The following is a 16,349-nucleotide window of genomic DNA, read 5'->3' as shown; positions in this document are numbered from 1 at the left end:
GCGGTCCCTTCTTCCCTCTCGAACAGTGCCGGTGACAGAGACGGCGACGTGCGGGTGGAGCCGACCGGCTCCTACGCCTGCCGCCAGGATGTCGCCGCACCCGACCCGGACGTCCCCAAGGTGCACGCGGCCGGGCTGGCGCAGGCGCCGAACGGCGACATGCTGACCGTCTACTACGGCGGCACCACGGAAGGGGCGCCGAACCAGGCGCTCTACATGTCGCGGCTGACGGCGGGCAAGCACGCCTGGTCCGCGCCCGCGGTGGTGTTCGACGAGGCGGGCAAGGCCGACGGCAACCCCGTGTTGTGGTCGGACGGCAAGCGGCTCTACCTGTTCTTCGTGACGATCGAGGGCCACGGCTGGGAACAGGCCCCGATCCGGCTGATCACCTCGGACGACAGCGGGAAGACCTGGAGCGAGCCCACCACCATCCGCAAGGAGTGGGGATGGATGGTGGGCACCAACCCGATCCGCATGTCCAACGGCGAGGTGCTGCTGCCCATCTACGACGAGGGCGGCTCCAGCTCCGGCTTCTACGTCTTCAGCGAGGACATGTCGTCGTGGAAGGCGTACCCGGAGGAGCACGGCAGCTGGATCCGCACGCCCGAGGGGTCGATCCAGCCGACCGTCGTGGAGGTCGAGCCGGGACGGTTGCGCGCCTACATGCGCACCGGTGACGGCGCCATCTACACGAGCGACTCGACCGACTTCGCGCGCACGTGGAGCGCGCCCGTGGCCGAGCCCATCGGCAACCCGAACTCGCGCGTCGCCGCGCTCAAGCTCGACAACGGCAAGCTCGTGCTGGCCTACAACCCGTGGGTCGAGCACCGCTCCCCCATGCGGCTGTCGTTGTCGCCTGACAAGGGCCGCACGTGGGAGAACTCCGTCGACGTGGAGGCGCAGTCGGGGCCGCAGTTCACCTATCCCGTGCTGACCCAGAGCAGCGACGGCTTCATCCACATGGTCTATTCCTACAACCGCAACAACATCCGGCACGTGGTCTTCAACGAGCCGTACCTCCGCGACGCGGTGGGCCTGCTGTCCAACTGGCCCGAGCACACGATCACCGAGTTCAAGAACGGCGTCCGGCGCAACGTGGTGCGCCAGTGCAGCTACTCGCCCGCGAAATAGCCCTCGCGAAACAGTCTCAGGGAGATCACCATGAAGAAGTCCCGCGGCTTCGCGCTGCTCGCGTTCGCCCTCGCCGTGACCACCGCCGTCCCCGCCGCCGCGAACGCCTCACCCCAGCCGTCGGCCGCCTGCAAGGACGTGCCCAACAGGTACGACCTGCCGTTCAGCGTGTGCGACGACGAGCTGTTCATCTTCGCCGCCAACTACAAGCCGTTCGAGTCGACCGTCGAGGACGAGCAGGGAGCCGCCACCAGGGTCTTCGACGAGATCGTCGGCAACAAACTGCGCGAGACGTTCCCCGACGTCAAGATCAAGTACGCGACGTGGGACTACCCCGTGCGGTACGAGGACCTCAAGGCCGCCGGGGTCACCCCGGACATCGTCATCGAGGACCCGAAGAACCGCATCGACCGCGACCTCGAGCCGATGGGCTGGGTCGGCGACCTCACCCCCGACCTCAAGAAGGCCGGCATCGACCTGAACACGCTGAACAAGTCCGCGGTGGAGCTGACCAAGTCGCGCTCCGACGGCGGGATCTACGGCGTGCCGCTGTTCATCGACGAGCACGTGCTGCTCTACAACAAGAAGATCTTCGACAAGTTCAAGGTGAAGTACCCCGAGCCCGGCATGACGTACGACGAGGCGTTCAAGAAGGCCAAGCAGCTGACCGCGGACGACGGACTGCATCACTACAAGGGCTACATGCAGCACCCTGACCAGTACCTGGACTTCAACCAGGCCGGTCTCTACCCGTTCCTGCCGACGACGAGCGAGGAGCCCGCGCCCGAGGACGTCAAGGTCGACATCAGCAGTGACGCCTGGAAGACGTACGTCGACAACCTGTATCGCTTCCTGGAGATCCCGCGCAACGACTTCACCACCGTCACCGACTTCTTCAAGGGCGACATGAGCCAGCCTGGCCACCTGGCGATGGCGGTCGACACGCTGTCGCGGCTGAACATGTACGCCGGCAGCGAGCTGTTCATCGAGGACGGCGACGAGGCCGCCTTCGCGGAGCAGGCCAAGAGCGTCGACATCGGCGTCAGCGCGATCCCGGTGCTCGAGAGGGGCGCCACGACGACCTACCAGCCGAACACGCGGGCCGCGTTCATCCCGCCGTCCTCGCCCAAGAAGGAACAGGCGCTGCAGATCGTGAAGTGGCTGGTGTCCGAGGAGGGCCAGACCGAGCTCTCCAGCCACGGCGTCAAGGCGGTCCTGCAGACCGACAAGGTCGTGCAGAGCTTCGGCAAGGCCATCCCCGAACTGGCCGAGATCGACACCTCGGCCGTCTACTGGGGTGAGAACGCCGCGATCTCGAACTACCAGAACACCGAGTACTGGGACCTGCCGCTGTGGTCGGTCTACCGCCAGCACATCCTGCGTGACGGCGGGACGCCCGAGCAGGCGCTGAGCCTGTCCCAGCAGCAGGACATCCCCAACTACATCAAGGCGCAGTCGGAAGCGGGCAAGGACTGGTGACGTTCTCCACCACCGTGGAACGCTGGGGCGTCCACGAGATCGAACTGGCCGGACCGACCGGCGGCAACCCCTTCGCGGACGTTCGCCTGTCGGCCCGGTACCAGTACCGCAACCGCGTCGTCGAGGCCGAGGGCTTCTACGACGGGGACGGCGTCTACCGCGTCCGGTTCATGCCGGACGCGGTGGGTCCGTGGCGGTTCACGACTGTCAGCAACGTGGAAGAGCTGGACGGGTGCTCGGGCGGCTTCGAGGTGGGGCCGCCCGGCCCGGGCAACCACGGCCCCGTACGGGCCGCCGGCACCGGCTTCGAGTACGCGGACGGCACGCCGTACCTGCCGTTCGGCACGACCGCGTACCACTGGACGCACGACATGGACGAGGAGCGGGAACGCCAGACGCTGCGGACGCTCAAAGCGTCGCCGTTCAACAAGCTGCGCATGTGCGTGCTGCCGACGGGGCCGATGGCGCCGCCGGAGGTGCCGTTCGCCGGGAAGGACCCGGACGGGCTGGACCTGACCCGGTTCAACCCGGTGTTCTTCCGCCACCTGGAGGCGGGGGTCCGCGAGCTGCGCGACATCGGGGTGGAGGCGGACGTGATCCTCTTCCACCCGTACGACGGCGGGGTGCGCGGTTTCCAGGACATGGGCCGCGAGGTCGACCACGCCTTCGTGCGCTACGTCATCGCCCGCCTGGCCGCCTACCGCAACGTGTGGTGGTCGGCCGCCAACGAGTACGACTTCAACCGGTCCAAGACCGTGGCCGACTGGGACGACATCCTCCGCACGATCGTGCGCCACGACCCGTACGAGCACCTGCGCTCCATCCACAACGGGACGCGCATGTTCGAGGTCGCGTCGGTGTACGACAACTCCAAGCCGTGGATCACGCACCAGAGCATCCAGCACTGGGACGCCACCCCGACGGACGCCTGGCTGGCGGCCTGCCCCAAGCCCGTCGTGATCGACGAGATCTCCTACGAGGGGAACATCGGCAAACGCTGGGGCAACGTCACCGCCCAGGAGCTGATGGACCGGTTCTGGGAGGGCATGTCGCGCGGCGGCTACGTGGGCCACGGCGAGTCGCTGTCCGGCTTCCAGGAACGCGCGTGGATCGGCAACGGCGGCGGCCTGTACGGCGAGAGTCCGGCCAGGATCGCCTTCCTGCGCACGATCATGGAGGAGCGCCGCGACGGCACCCTCCTGCGCTACCTGGGGCGGCGGCAACCGGCCCGGGTCACGGTGGACCTGCCGGCGGGCGACGCCTACGAGGTCGAGCTGATCGACACCTGGAACATGACCATCACCCCGATCGACGGGGTGCACCGCGAACAGGTGCGGGTCGGCCTGCCGCGCAGGCCGTACCTGGCGCTGCGGATGACGAGAGTGGGAGACCGATGAGCATCGGGCCGATGGCGACCACCGCGCTCGGCTGGCACCTGCACGACGAGAAGCGGCGGACGCGGACCCTCGCCTCGCTGGAGTCGTCGCCGTTCGACCGGGTGCGGATGGCGGCGTTCGCCACCCGCTGCTCGCTCGACGCGCTGGAGGAGCGGGTGGCGGAGCTGGCCGGGATCGGCGTGACCGCCGAGCTGGTGCTCATGCATCCCGGCGAGGGCGTGTCCGACGTCGAGACCGCCTGCCGCTACGTGCGGGACGTGGTTCCCCGCCTGGCCGCGCACCCGAACGTGTGGTGGTCGCTGGCCGCCGACCCGTCGCCGTTCCCCGCGTTCACCGAGCACGACTGGGTGCGGCTGGCCGACCTGGTGGCCGAGGAGGACCCCGGCCACCATCCGCGCTCGATCACCGTCCCCGCGGATTCGCCGCTGTTGTGGCGGCGCACGTTCACGCACGGCAGCGTCCGCGCGCCCAGCCCGCGCGACGCGTGGGTGCCGACGCGCGACCACCACAAGCCGGTGCTGATGGACGCGTGCGGGTACGAGGGCGACGGCGAGGACCCGTCGCTGAGCCTGCCGCCCGAGAAGGTCGTCACCATGGCCTGGGACGGGTCGGTGCGGCGGCGTTACCTGACGCACGGCGAGTCGTACGCGGACGACGACGGGCTGACCTGGTCGCAGGACGGCGGCACGCTCACCGGCGCCGCGGTGCCCAGGCTCGCGCTGCTGCGCCAGGTCATCGCCGGGACCCCGGACGAGGCGCGCTACCGGGATCGGGACGCGCCGATGCTGGAGGTGCCCGGGGAGTTCTACCTGGAGTACTGCGGGGAGCACCGCTTCCCCGACAGGACGTACGAGGTGCCGGAGGGGCGGTACGAGGTCGAGGTGATCGACACGTGGGAGATGACCGTCACGCCGCTCGGGGTGCTGGACGGCGGGACGATCGCGGTGCCGCTGCCGGGGACGGTCGGCCAGGCCGTCAGGATCCGGCGGCGCCCATGACGGCGGGCGTCCTCATGGCCGTCGAGGAGCCGGGCGGGAAGGTCGTCGAGGTGGTGTCCGGCGCGGGCGGGCCCGAGCTGGTGCTGCGCCGCCGCGACGCGGACGGGCCGCACCTGCGGGCCCCGCTGAGCGGCATGCTCACCGCGTCCACGGGCCGCCCGTGGCGCATCGAGCCCGCCTTCGGCGACTCCGTCCGCGTACGTTCGGCGGGCGGGACCGTCGTGGTCACGGCCGGGCTCGGGCCGCTGAGCGCCCGGCTCGAGCTGGCCTTCGCCCCCGGCGGCCTGCTCACCCTCACCACCACCTGGCGCAACGACGCCGAGCAGGAGGTCGCCGACGTGGCGGCCGGCCTCCTGCTGCCCCTCCCCACCGCGGACGCGCACGTCACCATGCCCGGCGTGCTCTACAACGGCAACCCCTCGTCCGACCCGCGCAAGCGGGTCCCCCGCGAGGGGTTCGTGGGCGAGGAGCACCGCCTGCCCATCCCCGCCGTCAACGCCGCCTGGGACGGCCGCTACGTCAGCCTGTTCGCCCATCCCGCGGCGACCAGGCTGGGCGACGGCACCGTCGCGTACGGCTCGCTCGGCGTCGTACGGTCGCCGGGCCTCACCGTCGCGGCCATGACCGGCGTGATCGCCTTCGACGGCAAGCCGGACGTCTGCTACGTCAGCAAGGCGGAGGTGGCGGACCGGCCCGTCGGCTACCGCGACCTGGCGCCCGGCGAGGCCGTCACCACCCGCCACACCCTCGACTGGGGCCCGGTCGAGCCGCGCGGCCTCGGCTTCACGAAACTCGTCCACACGCGGCTCTACGACGACCGGGGCGCCGGGCCGCTGTCCCGCGACGAGATCGTGCGGCTCAAGACGAACGCCATGGACGCGCGCTGGGCGGGCGACGGCTACCTCGCCTACGACAGGCCCCGGCCGGGCAAGCCCCGGTCGTACCTGTACGGCTGGACGGGCCAGTGCATGAAGCTGGCCCGCTGCGACGCCGAGCTCGGCCTCGGCCGCGACGAGCCGGAGCGGGTCGAGCGCGCCCGCCGCGCCGCCGGCTTCTACGTCGAGGGCAGCCAGACCTCCGTACGCGGGTTGCGTCACGGCCGCTATCTGCTCGACGAGGACAGGTGGGAGTCGTTCCGCAAGGACGGCGCCGCCTTCGTCTCCAGCCGCGCCCACGGCGAGACGGTCGCCGACCTGGCCGAGCTCGCGCTGCGGTTCCGCGCGGCGGGCCTGACCCCGCCGCCGGCCTGGGAGGAGGCGGTGGAGGACGCCGCCGCGTTCTTCTGGCGGACCCGGCTGCCCGAGGGCATCGCGCCGCTCGGCTGGACCCCCGGCGGCGTCCCGTTCTCCCCCATGATCACCGCGGCCGGGGTGTCGTGCGTGCAGGCCCTGCTGGGCGCGTACCGGCTGAGCGGCGAGAAGGTGTGGCTGCGGCGCGCGGAGGAGCTGCTCGGCCGCTACCACCGGCTGCACGCGGCCACGTTCGAGCGGCCCTTCGCCCACGCCACCCTCGACGCCAGCGGGGAGGACAAGGAGGCCGGGATGTACTACTTCCAGGCCGCCTTCGAGCTCTACCGCCTCACCGGGCGCGAGACGTACGCGCGATGGGCGGAGACGGCGGCCGACTGGCTGCTGACGTTCGTCTACGTGTGGTCGCCCGAGTTCGACGCGGGCAGCACGTTCCAGCGGCGCGGCTTCAAGGCGTGCGGCTGGCCCTCGGTCAGCGTGCAGAACCACCACCTCGACGTGTTCTTCCCGACGTCCGAGCTGATGGAGTTCGGCCTGATGACCGGCAAGACCCACTACGCGGAACGAGCCGAGACGATCCTGCACGCCATGGGCCAGGGCATCTGCACGCAACCCGGCGACTGGGGCTTCGACGTGCCCGGCGAGCAGGGCGAGGGGTTCTTCCAGACCAACTGGCAGCGCAAGGGCGAGGCGAACACGTGGAACCCGTCCTGGGTGATCGCCCTGCCCCTCCACCACGCGTTGCACACGAGGAAGGTGTCATGAACGAGGAAGAGGCCTGGCGGTACGCGGACGAGTTGCGCGAGCGGGTGCGGCCGCCGGAGTTCCCCGACCGGTGGTTCGACGTCACCGACTTCGTGGACGGGGACATGTGGACCGGGGCGTTCCGCGCCGCGATCGAGACCTGCCACGAGAGCGGCGGCGGGCACGTGCGGGTGCCGCCCGGCACCTACCTCACCGGCGCGATCCACCTGCTCAGCAACGTGGACCTGCACGTGGAGGAGGGCGCGACAATCCTGTTCAGCACCGACCCCGCCGACTACCTCCCGGCCGTCTTCACCCGCTTCTCCGCCATCGAGTGCTACAACTACTCCCCCTTCATCTACGCCCACGGCCAGGAGAACATCGCCATCACCGGCGCCGGGACGCTCGACGGCGGAGCCGGGCCCGAGCACTGGTGGTGGTGGGTGGGCACGCCCGCCTTCGGCTGGAAGCCGGGCATGCCGAACGAGGCCGGTGACTGGGCCGCGTTGCAGCGGATGGCCGCGGATGGGGTGCCGGTGGAGGAGCGCGTGTTCGGCGCGGGCCACCACCTGCGGCCGAACATGATCCAGCCGTACCTGTGCCGCAACGTGCTCGTCGAGGGTGTGCGCATCGTGCGCTCCCCCATGTGGGAGATCCATCCCGTACGGTGCGAGAACGTGCTCGTCAGGAACGTGTCGATCTATTCGCGCGGGCCCAACAACGACGGCTGCGACCCCGAGAGCTGCCGCTCCGTGGTGATCTCGGGCTGCGTCTTCGACGTCGGCGACGACTGCATCGCCATCAAGGCCGGCCGCGGTCCCGACGGCCGGCGGGTGGGGGTCCCGTGCGAGGACGTGCTGATCGAGGACTGCGACATGCGCTACCGGTACGGCTCGGTCGCCATCGGCACCGACACGACCGGCGGCATCCGCAACGTCTTCGTCCGCCGCTGCCGCTGGGGCGGCCCCGGGCTCTACTTCGGCCTCTACATCAAGACGAACTCCGTGCGGGGCGGCTACGTGGAGAACGTCTTCGTCAAGGACGTCGAGATCAGCGAGCTGACCAAGGAGGCCGTCTCCATCGACCTCTACCACGGCGACGGTCACAACGGCGACGACCCGCCCCCCATCCGCAACATCAACGTGGCGGGGCTGCGCAGCGACCGCACGCGCAGCGCGTACCTGCTGCGGGGCTATCCCGAGCAGCCCCTGAGGGACGTCACGATCAGGGACAGCACGTTCGCCCACGTCCAGCGCGCGGACGTGGCCGGCGACGTCGTCGGCCTGACCCTTTCGGACGTCAAGGTGGCCGAACCACCGTCCAGACCGTGACGACGCGCTCAGTCCGTTTCTTCGGGAGCCTTTCGTACGGCGAACGTCACCGAAGACAACAACAGGCGCTCAACATGACGAACAGCCACTTCAGGATCAATCCAACCGTTCAGACGCGCCTCGACCAGCCGCCTGGTCTCCAGCGGGCAGCGTCCCTCCTCTCGTAGCCGCTGGAGCTGCGGCGAAGCGGCAGTCCAGCTTCCGTCGGCGTTCTGACGGTGAATGACCTCGACCGTGCGCCGCGGCCGTACCGGGCGCTGCGCCGTACCGCTCTCGGCGAAACGGGCGCCTGGAGAAGCTAGGACCTCCGCTGTCTAGAGATCGACCTTTCGGACGACAAGGCGGGTGCCGCACCGCCTGATCGTTTCTTCGGGGCTCGGCCATGTCCCGGGACGGCGGCGCCAAGAGAGGAGGGCGGAAGGTGTGTCCCCTTCAGCTTTCAGGCTTGGCGAGGGCGGCCAGGACCCGATCGAGACGCGACTCCACACCGGACAGGCGACGTTCCACCGTACCCTCAAGAGCGCCCAAGCGGTCCGTAAGACCGACCAGGCGGTCCGTAAGACCGTCCACGCGGCCCGCAAGACCGTCCACGCGGTCCGTAAGACCGTCCACGCGGCCCGTAAGACCGTCCACGCGGCCCGCAAGACCGTCCACGCGGCCCGTAAGCCGGCGTTCCAGGGCTTCCAGGTCCTGCCGCGTCGCGAGGGTGGCGCGACCGGCCATGATCTCCCCGAACACCGGCTCGGTGTACTCCAGGATTTCTTGGCGGATCACCGTGGGAAGCTGATCAATCGCAGCCTTGATGTCCGCGATCTCGCCACCCGCAGTGAACGCCCACGATTCCAGATGCTGGACGCGTCCGGCGATGTGCGCGCGGCGCTGGGGAGCGGTCATGCCGTCATGATAGTCCGCCCATCGAACGTGGCCCCGCAAGCCTGAACAACCAGGTAACACGGCTGAAGAGATCCACGGGGCGTCGCCACGGTCAACGGGCGCGGCCGTCGAGGAGGTCCTCCCACAGCCGCTTGGCCTGCCCGATCCGGAGCCAAGGACTCTCGCTGACCTGGATGCCTGCGCTCGATCTCCTCGTACGGCGGATGTGGCCGAGGCCGCCGGCCACACAGAGTTCGTACGACATCGTCGAACCAACCTGTTCAGCCCTGTGTATACATATGGCGCTCAATCAATCCCTTAGCAGCTCTATGGTTGAACGTCAATAGACTCGTAGCGTTATGCATGTGACGGACCATGGACACATCGAGTGGGATGCGACGCTCTACAAGTACGAGCAGATCGCGCAAATCCTCGGCGAGCGGATCAGGTCGGGTGCCTACCCGCCGCAAACCCTGCTGTCCGAAGTGGCCCTGGAACAAGAATTCGGCGTCGCCAGGCGTACTGTGCGGCTCGCCATGGAAATCATTCGGGAAGAAGGACTGATCGTCACCAGGCGCGGCAAGGGGTCCGTCGTCGTGCACAAGGACCACCGCCCGCCGCGCTGACCCGTACGAAAACCACCGGTCACGGCCGCACGAAAGCGGGCGCACCCGGCTCGATGGCTCTGATCACCTCGTCGAGAAGGCTGCCCATGAGCGGGACCCGGCGTTCGGCATGGTCGTCGATCGCCAGGAGGGCCGCGCTCACGTCCAGGCCGGGCACCCGGGCGTGCAGGGCGCGCAGACCGGTCCAGCCTCCCCCGTGCCGGTAGACGCGGTGGCCGGCGTGTGACCGGACGCCTATCCCCCAGCCGTAGCCGATCGGTGTTCCGTCGTCGAGCCGTCCCGGGGTCTGCATGAGCTCCGAGATGCCGAGCGCATCGGCGTTGAGCGCCTGACCCCAGCGCAGCAGATCGCTGAGCGTCGTCCACACACCTCCGTCGCCAAGGGACAGCGGGGCGGGATGAGGACGGGCAAGCGGTGCGGCGCCCGGCGGCGTTGGGCCAGGACCCGACCAGTAGCGGGTGTCCGCCATCCCCAGCGGTGCGAAGAGGCTGCGCTGGGCGAAGTCGGGCAGCGCCGTGTCCGCCACTCGTTCCACCACCGCGGCCAGGCAGACGTATCCGGCGTTGGAATAGACGTGTACGGTGCCCGGCCGGTGGTCGAGGGCCTGGAATCGGGCGAGTGCCTCGATGGTGCCAGGGGTGGTCCGGTCGGCGTCGCCGACGGTGGCATCGATCTTCGCGTCGGCGGGCAGGGCTGCTGTGTGATGGATCAGGTGCCGCAGCCGGACGGTGGCGGCCCACGCCGGCAGGCGGGGCAACCAGCGGGACAAGGGCGATTCCAGGTCGAGCGCGCCCTGCTGGGCGAGCAGCGCGGCGCAGGCCGCGGTCATCTGCTTCGACAGTGACGCTGCGTAGGTACGGGTCGTGGCGGTCACCGGCTCATCGGCGGCGGTCACCCCTTGGGCCAGAATCACCGGCGGCTCGTCGTGTCGCTGCACCCCGACGACGATGGGTTCGTCGCCGCGATAGCCGGCTCCGGAGACAAGCGCCGTCATACGTTGCTGCGGCGGGAACACGTGCTGATTCTTCCAATGCCGTCGGCCCCGGGCTACCCAGATCCTGCGGTGCTGCAGAATGTCTGCGTGATCTCGGTAGTGCAGAACGTGGCGATCGATTGTGCGGATGCTTACGGACTCGCCCGGTTCTGGAGTCAGGTAACCGGCTGTCCTATGCATCCCGAAGACAGGCCCGGAGACGAGGAGACACAGGTCCTGCTACCGCAGGGGCCACTCCTGCACTTCAACCAAGTGCCGGAGCGCAAGACGATCAAGAATCGGCTCCACCTCTGCCTGCGTCCCGAGACCTCGCGCGAACAGGAGGTCGACCGCCTCCTGGGGCTGGGCGCCACCTTCGTCGCCGATCACCGCAATCCCGACGGCACGGGCTGGGCCATTCTCGCCGACCCCGAGGGCAACGAGTTCTGCGTCCTTCGCAGCGAGTCCGAACGGGCCGCGACAACCGCGTGAGGCCGTGCCCTCCGTCCTCCTCCGGGCCCACCGGCGACTCGTGTCCCGGAACCATGGAGCGCAAGAGGACTCATGAGGCTGCCGGCGGGGAGGGCTCCCGGACTCGGTGGGCTAGGGTCGCGGCAACCGACGGTCATGGAGGAACCATGCGAGTCCGCCTGGTGCGCTGCGCATTCCTTCTTCTGACTGCGACGGCGCTCGTGTCATGCGGCGGAGAACAACCCACCGCCGGACCCGAACCAGCCAGTCCGCAGGCGAGCGTCTCCGCCACGGCCGAACCGGCCGCGAGCCCCACAACTGCCCGTGCGACAGCCACCCCATCGGAATCAGCCTTCTGCCGTGACCTGAACGTCTTCAACATCGCGCAGGTGATGTACGCCGCCGAGGTAGGGAAGGCGCTTGCGGGCCAGCCGGTGGACTTCAAGGAGGCCCGCAGGATCGCCCGGCTCATCGCCCAGTACGGCAAGGCGATGGAGGACAGCGTGCCGCCCGACATCGCCGACGCCTTTCACAGCCAGGTGAAGGCCGTTCGCAAGTCATCAAGCAAACTGTCGACCGACAGCAACGTCCGGGACGTCACCGACCCGGTGTACAGCGACAAGGCGCAGGCCAGGCGGAAGAAACTCGACGAGTACGAGTGCGGCTGACCTTGTGTCCGATCCCAAAGCATGATCCACTCGACAACCTCGTGAGGCCGCGCCCTCAGTGACCAAGCGTCCGAGACCGCCTCGTCGATGACGATGGGTTCGAAGCGCTCGGCGAGTTGGTACGCGGACAGCCGCCGTGCCGATGCCTCGGAGTCACGAGCCTGCAGCACGCCCAGCCTGAGCTCGCCGAGGGTCACGACCGAGACGCCCTATTCGAAGTCCGCGAACCGAGCGGTATCGAAGCGTTCGGCGTCCATGCCGATGAAGATCGAGGTGTCGGCCAATGAGCGAGATCCATATAGCTGCTGCTCAAGCGATGGACACGTGCCATCCGTCCTTCGTCGGAACGACCCCGACCGTCCTCCAGACGACGATGTGGCCGACGTTTACGCACGTAAGAATGCGGTGCGAGACAAGGAGCGTGATCCGGCCGCATTCGGCAGCCGTCAGGCGCCGTCCTCGTCGTCGGTCAGCAGGAAGTCGGGCCGCTGGTCGCGCCACTCGGGCACGTCCATCGAGTTGAGCACGGAGATCAGCTTCTTCTCCTCGTAGATGAAGTGCGTCTGCATGACCGCCGACAGCGCCCCCACCTCTTCGCGCACCTCGGCCGCCGTGGCCGGGTCCGGCTGCTCCGGGAGGGAGTCGAGGAGCTTGCGCAGGTTCCCCATGAGCCAGTCGATCTGGTTGTGGTCGGTGCGCAGGTCGGAGAGCACCTTGCGCAGCTCGGGGAACTCCTCGGCGATCGCCGGGAACGCGGCCCTGTCCTCGCCGGTGTGGTGGCGGGTCAGCGCCGTGCAGAAGGACAGGCAGTGGGCGCGCAGGTCACGGGGCGGCATGCCCTTGGCGTCCAGGTAGTCGTCGACGCTGTCCTGGAGGTCTTCCAGCATCTCGCGCAGCCAGATGTGCACCTCCAGCAGCTGCGTACCCAATGCCGTGAGGCGCTCGCCCGCCCCCGAACCCGCTGTCATTGTTCTTCTCCTGCCCCATCGATTTCCCCCAGTATGTACGAAACTCATCCTCCACGCTTGAAACGCTCCCTGGCGGACATCAGGACCCAGCAGCGGAGATAACCGGACGTAGATAGCCGTGAACCCCCGTGCGGTACTGAGGACGCGCTAGAGCGTGTGCGAAGTTTCGGTCCGCCGTTGTCATCGATCGAGCGACACGTCCCAGTCGTGGAAACAACGGCGGAGCTCCGCAACTTCATGAGGGCTCAAGCCATGGAGCTCCAAGGCCTGGTCAGGGATACGCGCCAGAGCCGACAGAGCGACCCGGAACATCGCTACATCGAACCCGGGGTCTGCTGCTGTGGCCAGAGTTATCAATTGACTGGTGTTGTACCGGCCGCTACCGAGCACAGCGAACACATCGACGAAATCCCGCACTTCCGCTCTGCCGTACAGGGCAGCGACTTTGTTCCCCACTGCATCGTCAGGGTGCAGCACGGGGCCGATCTCCAGCCGAACGGGCGGATGGGCACGCCAGTCGACGCCCATCTCGACTCTGACCGATTGTTCCCTCAGTACTCACCAGCAGACGAGCGAAGCCTTGGCTGCGCAGCATGGTCTTTGTCTGGAACCCCGCATCGCGATAGGCCGCCTCAGCGGCCGACACAGCGGCGTCGAAGTCCCCTCCTGGAGCTGTGAAGATGTCTACGTCCTCAGACTGCCGGGCGAGGAATCCATGAGCCTGGACTGCATATCCACCGGCGAGTGCGAACCCGAACCGCTCTGTTGCCGCGAGGCCGATGCGCGCGACCAGTTCGTGCAAGGCATCCACGCCGGCTACACCGCTCGTCGAAGCTGCGGGAACGATGCCTCCCACGCCCGTCTCGCTTCAATGGGCAGAAAGAGACGGGGCCACAGCTCGATCAATTTCTCACGGTTCAGGTAGGTACGCAGATCGTCCAGCTGAGTCGCTTCGCGGATCACACGTTCGTACATCAGTCCCACGTGACTGTTGTCCAACATGTCGTAGATGCGCTGCTCGGACCAGTCCAACTCAGTGGGCAACTCCACGACACCCGCGATGGGACCCGTCAACTCACTGAGATCAGCGGGTACCACATAGACGCGACGGCTGGCGTAGCGCGAGCTCCAAGTCATGTTTCCAGTGTGCCCACTGCAGAAGGCACCCGCACTGCAGGTGCGTGGTCCCGGGTCAGAGAATCAGGATAGGGATTGTTTTTACTGGTCGGACGATAGTCGTCAACGCCTGTGCGGTGTGCTGAGGACCTGGGCGACTGTGTGCAGGGTTTCTGGCTCCGTGCCGGGGGCGGGTGAGACGCGGAGTACGGGCTCGCGCAGGTCCAGCGGCGCCCTGGCGACGGGGGCGGCGCCCACGAGCAGGCCGGCCTCGGCGGCACGAGCCCTCGCGTCCTCCACCGAGTCGCCCGCCGGAGGCCGGAGGGTGACGATGGCGGAGGGCTCGTCGAGCGGTTCCCCCACCTGCCAGCCGCCCGCCCCGTGCAGGAGATGCCGGGCCGTGCGGCCCAGATCCGCCATGTGCTCGTGCAGGTCCGCGGGGCCGAGCTCCTGGTACTCCCGTACGGCGGCGCCGAGCCCCGCCCGGGACGCGATGGCTCCTTCCGAGCTCTCGTAGCGGATCGCCCCCGGCAGTGGTTCGGGCAGGTCGTCCGTGCCCCACGTGTGGCCGCCGAGCGCGGGGGCGGCGGCGTCCATTCCCGTCGTCGGCCTCCACGTCGGCGACGGCGCTGAGCCCGTTCCGGGTCCCGGCGCCGTGCCCGTCGTAAGTCCCGGGACGATGAGGAAGCCGGCCCCGCGCGGGCCGGCGAGCCACTTGCGGGACGTGCCCACGTAGGCGGCCGCGCCCACCCCGCTCACGTCCGTGTGGCCGAAGGACTGGCAGGCGTCCAGCACCAGCGGGACCCCGGCGGCGCGGCACAACGCGCCGGCCTCCCGCGCGGGCTGGACGACGCCCCGGTGGGAGGCGATGTGGACCAGGGTGACCAGGTCCAGTCCCGCGGCCAGCGCGGACCCGAGGCCGTCGAGGTCGAGGCGGGAGCCGGCGTCCACGGGCAGCTCGACGAGCGTCCATGAGCGGGCGGCGGCCAGGCGGCGCAGCAACATCAGCGTGCTGCCGTACTCCGTGCGGGCGAAGCCGACGCGGCTGCCCGGCGGCAACCGCCAGCCGCCGAGCAACGCCGCCATGGCCGCCGTGCCGCTCTCCACGAACGCCACATCCCCGGGAGACGCGCCGTCCGCGCCGATCAGGGTGGTCAGGGACGACTTCGCCCCCGTGAGGTCGGGCTCGGCCGCGTAGCCGCCGCGCTCGCGTTCGAGCCGCAGGTGCCCGACGACCGCGTCGAACACCCGGTCGCCGGGCACGTTGCAGCCGGCCGCGTCGAGATGGCCCGGCGGCACGACGGATCGTGCCGCCCGCCACGCCTGGCCGATCACCGCCTGGCCGATCATGCCTCGGCCAGCACCAGGGCGAAGTCGCCGGCGGGGTCGGTGAACCAGCGGCTGACGGTGAAGCCGGCCGCGGTCAGCTCGGCGCGCAGCCCGTCGGGGCGGAACTTGGCGCTGATCTCCGTACGCGTCTCCTCCCCCTCGGCGAAGTCCACGTCCAGGTCGAGCGCCGCGACGTGCACCCGCATGGCCCGTGACGCCCGCAGCCGCATCTCGATCCAGTCGTTGTCCTCGTCGTAGCGGGCGACGTGTTCGAACGCGTCCGGCTCGAAGTCGGCGTCCAGCTCCCGGTTGATGACGTGCAGCACGTTGCGGTTGAAGGCGGCCGTCACCCCGGCCGCGTCGTCGTAGGCGGCGACCAGCCGCTTCCTGTCCTTCACCAGGTCGGCCCCGAGCAGGAACGTGTCGCCGGGGCGGAGCGTGCCGCGCAGTTCCTTCATGAAGACCCGGCGGGCGTCGGGTTCGAGGTTGCCGATCGTGCCGCCGAGGAAGGCCACCATGCGCCGGCCGGTGCGGGGCAGCAGCCGCAGGTGGCGTTCGAAGTCGGCGCACACCGCGCGTACGGCGAGCCCGGGGTGGCGTTCGGCCAGCCGCTGCGCCGCCGCGGCCAGCGTGACCGCGTCGACGTCGACCGGCGTGTAGCCGCGCAACGTCCCCGCCTCGGTGAGGGCGTCGAGCAGCAGCACGGTCTTCTCGCTGGTGCCCGATCCCAGCTCGACCAGTGTGTCGGCGCCGCTGGCGGCGGCGAGCTCGGCGGCTCGTTCCCGCAGGATGGCCAGCTCGCGCCGGGTCGGGTAGTACTCGGGCAGCCTGGTGATCTGCGAGAACAGGTCGCTGCCGGCCTCGTCGTAGAACCATTTGGGCGGCAGGGACTTCGGCGTCGACGTCAGCCCAGCCCTGACGTCGTTTTCGAGGGAGGAGCGCAGGTAGTCGAGGTCGAGGTGGTTGATCAGGCGCACGGTCGAATGGCTGACAGGCAC

General features: G+C 69.1%; 17 protein-coding genes. 9 read left to right on the top strand and 8 right to left on the bottom strand.

Features of this window, described 5'->3' with window-relative positions:
* The first annotated feature begins 48 nt into the window (after nucleotides 1-48).
* The 6 genes from ABGB01_RS03190 to ABGB01_RS03165 are packed head-to-tail and all read left to right on the top strand — an operon-like array spanning nucleotide 49 to nucleotide 8,327.
* The gene (locus ABGB01_RS03190) at nucleotides 49-1,131 is read left to right on the top strand and encodes a sialidase family protein (RefSeq protein ID WP_347770049.1); all 1,083 of its coding nucleotides are present in this window, start codon (nucleotides 49-51) and stop codon (nucleotides 1,129-1,131) included.
* Nucleotides 1,132-1,161: 30 nt separating this feature from the next.
* The gene (locus tag ABGB01_RS03185) at nucleotides 1,162-2,610 is read left to right on the top strand and encodes an extracellular solute-binding protein (protein WP_347770047.1); all 1,449 of its coding nucleotides are present in this window, start codon (nucleotides 1,162-1,164) and stop codon (nucleotides 2,608-2,610) included.
* A complete protein-coding gene (locus tag ABGB01_RS03180; RefSeq protein ID WP_347770045.1) occupies nucleotides 2,607-4,007 on the top strand; it encodes a DUF5060 domain-containing protein in 1,401 nt (466 codons plus the stop codon). Before ABGB01_RS03185 ends, ABGB01_RS03180 begins: the two co-directional genes overlap by 4 nt.
* Nucleotides 4,004-5,005, top strand: coding sequence for a DUF5605 domain-containing protein (locus ABGB01_RS03175; RefSeq protein WP_347770043.1), 1,002 nt, complete (start codon nucleotides 4,004-4,006; stop codon nucleotides 5,003-5,005). Before ABGB01_RS03180 ends, ABGB01_RS03175 begins: the two co-directional genes overlap by 4 nt.
* Nucleotides 5,002-7,017 (top strand): hypothetical protein, encoded by a 2,016-nt coding sequence (locus ABGB01_RS03170; RefSeq protein ID WP_347770041.1) that lies wholly within the window; start codon nucleotides 5,002-5,004, stop codon nucleotides 7,015-7,017. Before ABGB01_RS03175 ends, ABGB01_RS03170 begins: the two co-directional genes overlap by 4 nt.
* Nucleotides 7,014-8,327 (top strand): glycoside hydrolase family 28 protein, encoded by a 1,314-nt coding sequence (locus ABGB01_RS03165; RefSeq protein WP_347770039.1) that lies wholly within the window; start codon nucleotides 7,014-7,016, stop codon nucleotides 8,325-8,327. The genes ABGB01_RS03170 and ABGB01_RS03165 overlap by 4 nt, the downstream gene beginning before the upstream one ends.
* A 432-nt stretch (nucleotides 8,328-8,759) precedes the next feature.
* Here the strand turns inward: ABGB01_RS03165 and ABGB01_RS03160 are convergent, their stop codons facing one another.
* Both ABGB01_RS03160 and ABGB01_RS03155 read right to left on the bottom strand, forming a co-directional pair.
* The gene (locus tag ABGB01_RS03160; RefSeq protein ID WP_347770037.1) at nucleotides 8,760-9,221 is read right to left on the bottom strand and encodes a hypothetical protein; all 462 of its coding nucleotides are present in this window, start codon (nucleotides 9,219-9,221) and stop codon (nucleotides 8,760-8,762) included.
* Between the two features lie 91 nt (nucleotides 9,222-9,312).
* The gene (locus ABGB01_RS03155) at nucleotides 9,313-9,465 is read right to left on the bottom strand and encodes a hypothetical protein (protein ID WP_347770035.1); all 153 of its coding nucleotides are present in this window, start codon (nucleotides 9,463-9,465) and stop codon (nucleotides 9,313-9,315) included.
* Nucleotides 9,466-9,565: 100 nt separating this feature from the next.
* Between ABGB01_RS03155 and ABGB01_RS03150 the strand changes: the two genes are divergently transcribed.
* Complete coding sequence (locus tag ABGB01_RS03150; protein ID WP_347622486.1) at nucleotides 9,566-9,826, top strand: GntR family transcriptional regulator; 261 nt, start codon at nucleotides 9,566-9,568, stop codon at nucleotides 9,824-9,826.
* 19 nt (nucleotides 9,827-9,845) lie between these two features.
* Here ABGB01_RS03150 and ABGB01_RS03145 read toward each other — a convergent pair whose 3' ends face one another.
* Entirely contained in the window at nucleotides 9,846-10,763 is a 918-nt protein-coding gene (locus ABGB01_RS03145) for a serine hydrolase domain-containing protein (RefSeq protein WP_347770033.1), read from the bottom strand.
* A gap of 144 nt (nucleotides 10,764-10,907) precedes the next feature.
* On the opposite strand from ABGB01_RS03145, the gene ABGB01_RS03140 reads away from it, so the two are divergent.
* A complete protein-coding gene (locus ABGB01_RS03140) occupies nucleotides 10,908-11,291 on the top strand; it encodes a VOC family protein (protein ID WP_347770172.1) in 384 nt (127 codons plus the stop codon).
* A gap of 146 nt (nucleotides 11,292-11,437) precedes the next feature.
* Nucleotides 11,438-11,938: a hypothetical protein gene (locus ABGB01_RS03135; RefSeq protein WP_347770031.1), complete on the top strand. Its 501-nt coding sequence runs from the start codon at nucleotides 11,438-11,440 to the stop codon at nucleotides 11,936-11,938.
* Between the two features lie 446 nt (nucleotides 11,939-12,384).
* Here the strand turns inward: ABGB01_RS03135 and ABGB01_RS03130 are convergent, their stop codons facing one another.
* The 5 genes from ABGB01_RS03130 to egtD all read right to left on the bottom strand — a co-directional run bounded on the left by ABGB01_RS03130 (nucleotide 12,385) and on the right by egtD (nucleotide 16,322).
* Nucleotides 12,385-12,906: a hemerythrin domain-containing protein gene (locus ABGB01_RS03130; protein ID WP_347770029.1), complete on the bottom strand. Its 522-nt coding sequence runs from the start codon at nucleotides 12,904-12,906 to the stop codon at nucleotides 12,385-12,387.
* A 180-nt stretch (nucleotides 12,907-13,086) separates the two neighbouring features.
* Complete coding sequence (locus ABGB01_RS03125; protein ID WP_347770027.1) at nucleotides 13,087-13,434, bottom strand: hypothetical protein; 348 nt, start codon at nucleotides 13,432-13,434, stop codon at nucleotides 13,087-13,089.
* 288 nt (nucleotides 13,435-13,722) lie between these two features.
* Nucleotides 13,723-14,043 carry a hypothetical protein gene (locus ABGB01_RS03120; protein WP_347770025.1) on the bottom strand — a complete coding sequence of 107 codons (321 nt, stop codon included), beginning with the start codon at nucleotides 14,041-14,043 and terminating at the stop codon, nucleotides 13,723-13,725.
* A 102-nt stretch (nucleotides 14,044-14,145) separates the two neighbouring features.
* Complete coding sequence (egtE, locus tag ABGB01_RS03115; RefSeq protein ID WP_347770023.1) at nucleotides 14,146-15,372, bottom strand: ergothioneine biosynthesis PLP-dependent enzyme EgtE; 1,227 nt, start codon at nucleotides 15,370-15,372, stop codon at nucleotides 14,146-14,148.
* Nucleotides 15,369-16,322, bottom strand: a complete 954-nt coding sequence (gene egtD / locus ABGB01_RS03110) for an L-histidine N(alpha)-methyltransferase (protein WP_347770170.1) — start codon at nucleotides 16,320-16,322, stop codon at nucleotides 15,369-15,371. Before egtD ends, egtE begins: the two co-directional genes overlap by 4 nt.
* Nucleotides 16,323-16,349 lie beyond the last annotated feature (27 nt).

This window comes from Nonomuraea sp. B5E05 (assembly GCF_039880665.1).
Classification (GTDB): domain Bacteria; phylum Actinomycetota; class Actinomycetes; order Streptosporangiales; family Streptosporangiaceae; genus Nonomuraea.
This window is presented reverse-complemented; position numbering and strand designations above follow the sequence as displayed.

Bases quoted from the DNA above. Each gene is read 5' to 3' on its own strand.
- egtE (WP_347770023.1), bottom strand. From the start codon at position 15,372: ATGATCGGCCAGGCGGTGATCGGCCAGGCGTGGCGGGCGGCACGATCC.
- ABGB01_RS03170 (WP_347770041.1), top strand. From the start codon at position 5,002: ATGACGGCGGGCGTCCTCATGGCCGTCGAGGAGCCGGGCGGGAAGGTC.
- ABGB01_RS03165 (WP_347770039.1), top strand. From the start codon at position 7,014: ATGAACGAGGAAGAGGCCTGGCGGTACGCGGACGAGTTGCGCGAGCGG.
- ABGB01_RS03185 (WP_347770047.1), top strand. From the start codon at position 1,162: ATGAAGAAGTCCCGCGGCTTCGCGCTGCTCGCGTTCGCCCTCGCCGTG.
- ABGB01_RS03130 (WP_347770029.1), bottom strand. From the start codon at position 12,906: ATGACAGCGGGTTCGGGGGCGGGCGAGCGCCTCACGGCATTGGGTACG.
- ABGB01_RS03160 (WP_347770037.1), bottom strand. From the start codon at position 9,221: ATGACCGCTCCCCAGCGCCGCGCGCACATCGCCGGACGCGTCCAGCAT.
- ABGB01_RS03175 (WP_347770043.1), top strand. From the start codon at position 4,004: ATGAGCATCGGGCCGATGGCGACCACCGCGCTCGGCTGGCACCTGCAC.
- ABGB01_RS03155 (WP_347770035.1), bottom strand. From the start codon at position 9,465: ATGTCGTACGAACTCTGTGTGGCCGGCGGCCTCGGCCACATCCGCCGT.
- ABGB01_RS03125 (WP_347770027.1), bottom strand. From the start codon at position 13,434: ATGGGCGTCGACTGGCGTGCCCATCCGCCCGTTCGGCTGGAGATCGGC.
- ABGB01_RS03120 (WP_347770025.1), bottom strand. From the start codon at position 14,043: ATGACTTGGAGCTCGCGCTACGCCAGCCGTCGCGTCTATGTGGTACCC.
- ABGB01_RS03135 (WP_347770031.1), top strand. From the start codon at position 11,438: ATGCGAGTCCGCCTGGTGCGCTGCGCATTCCTTCTTCTGACTGCGACG.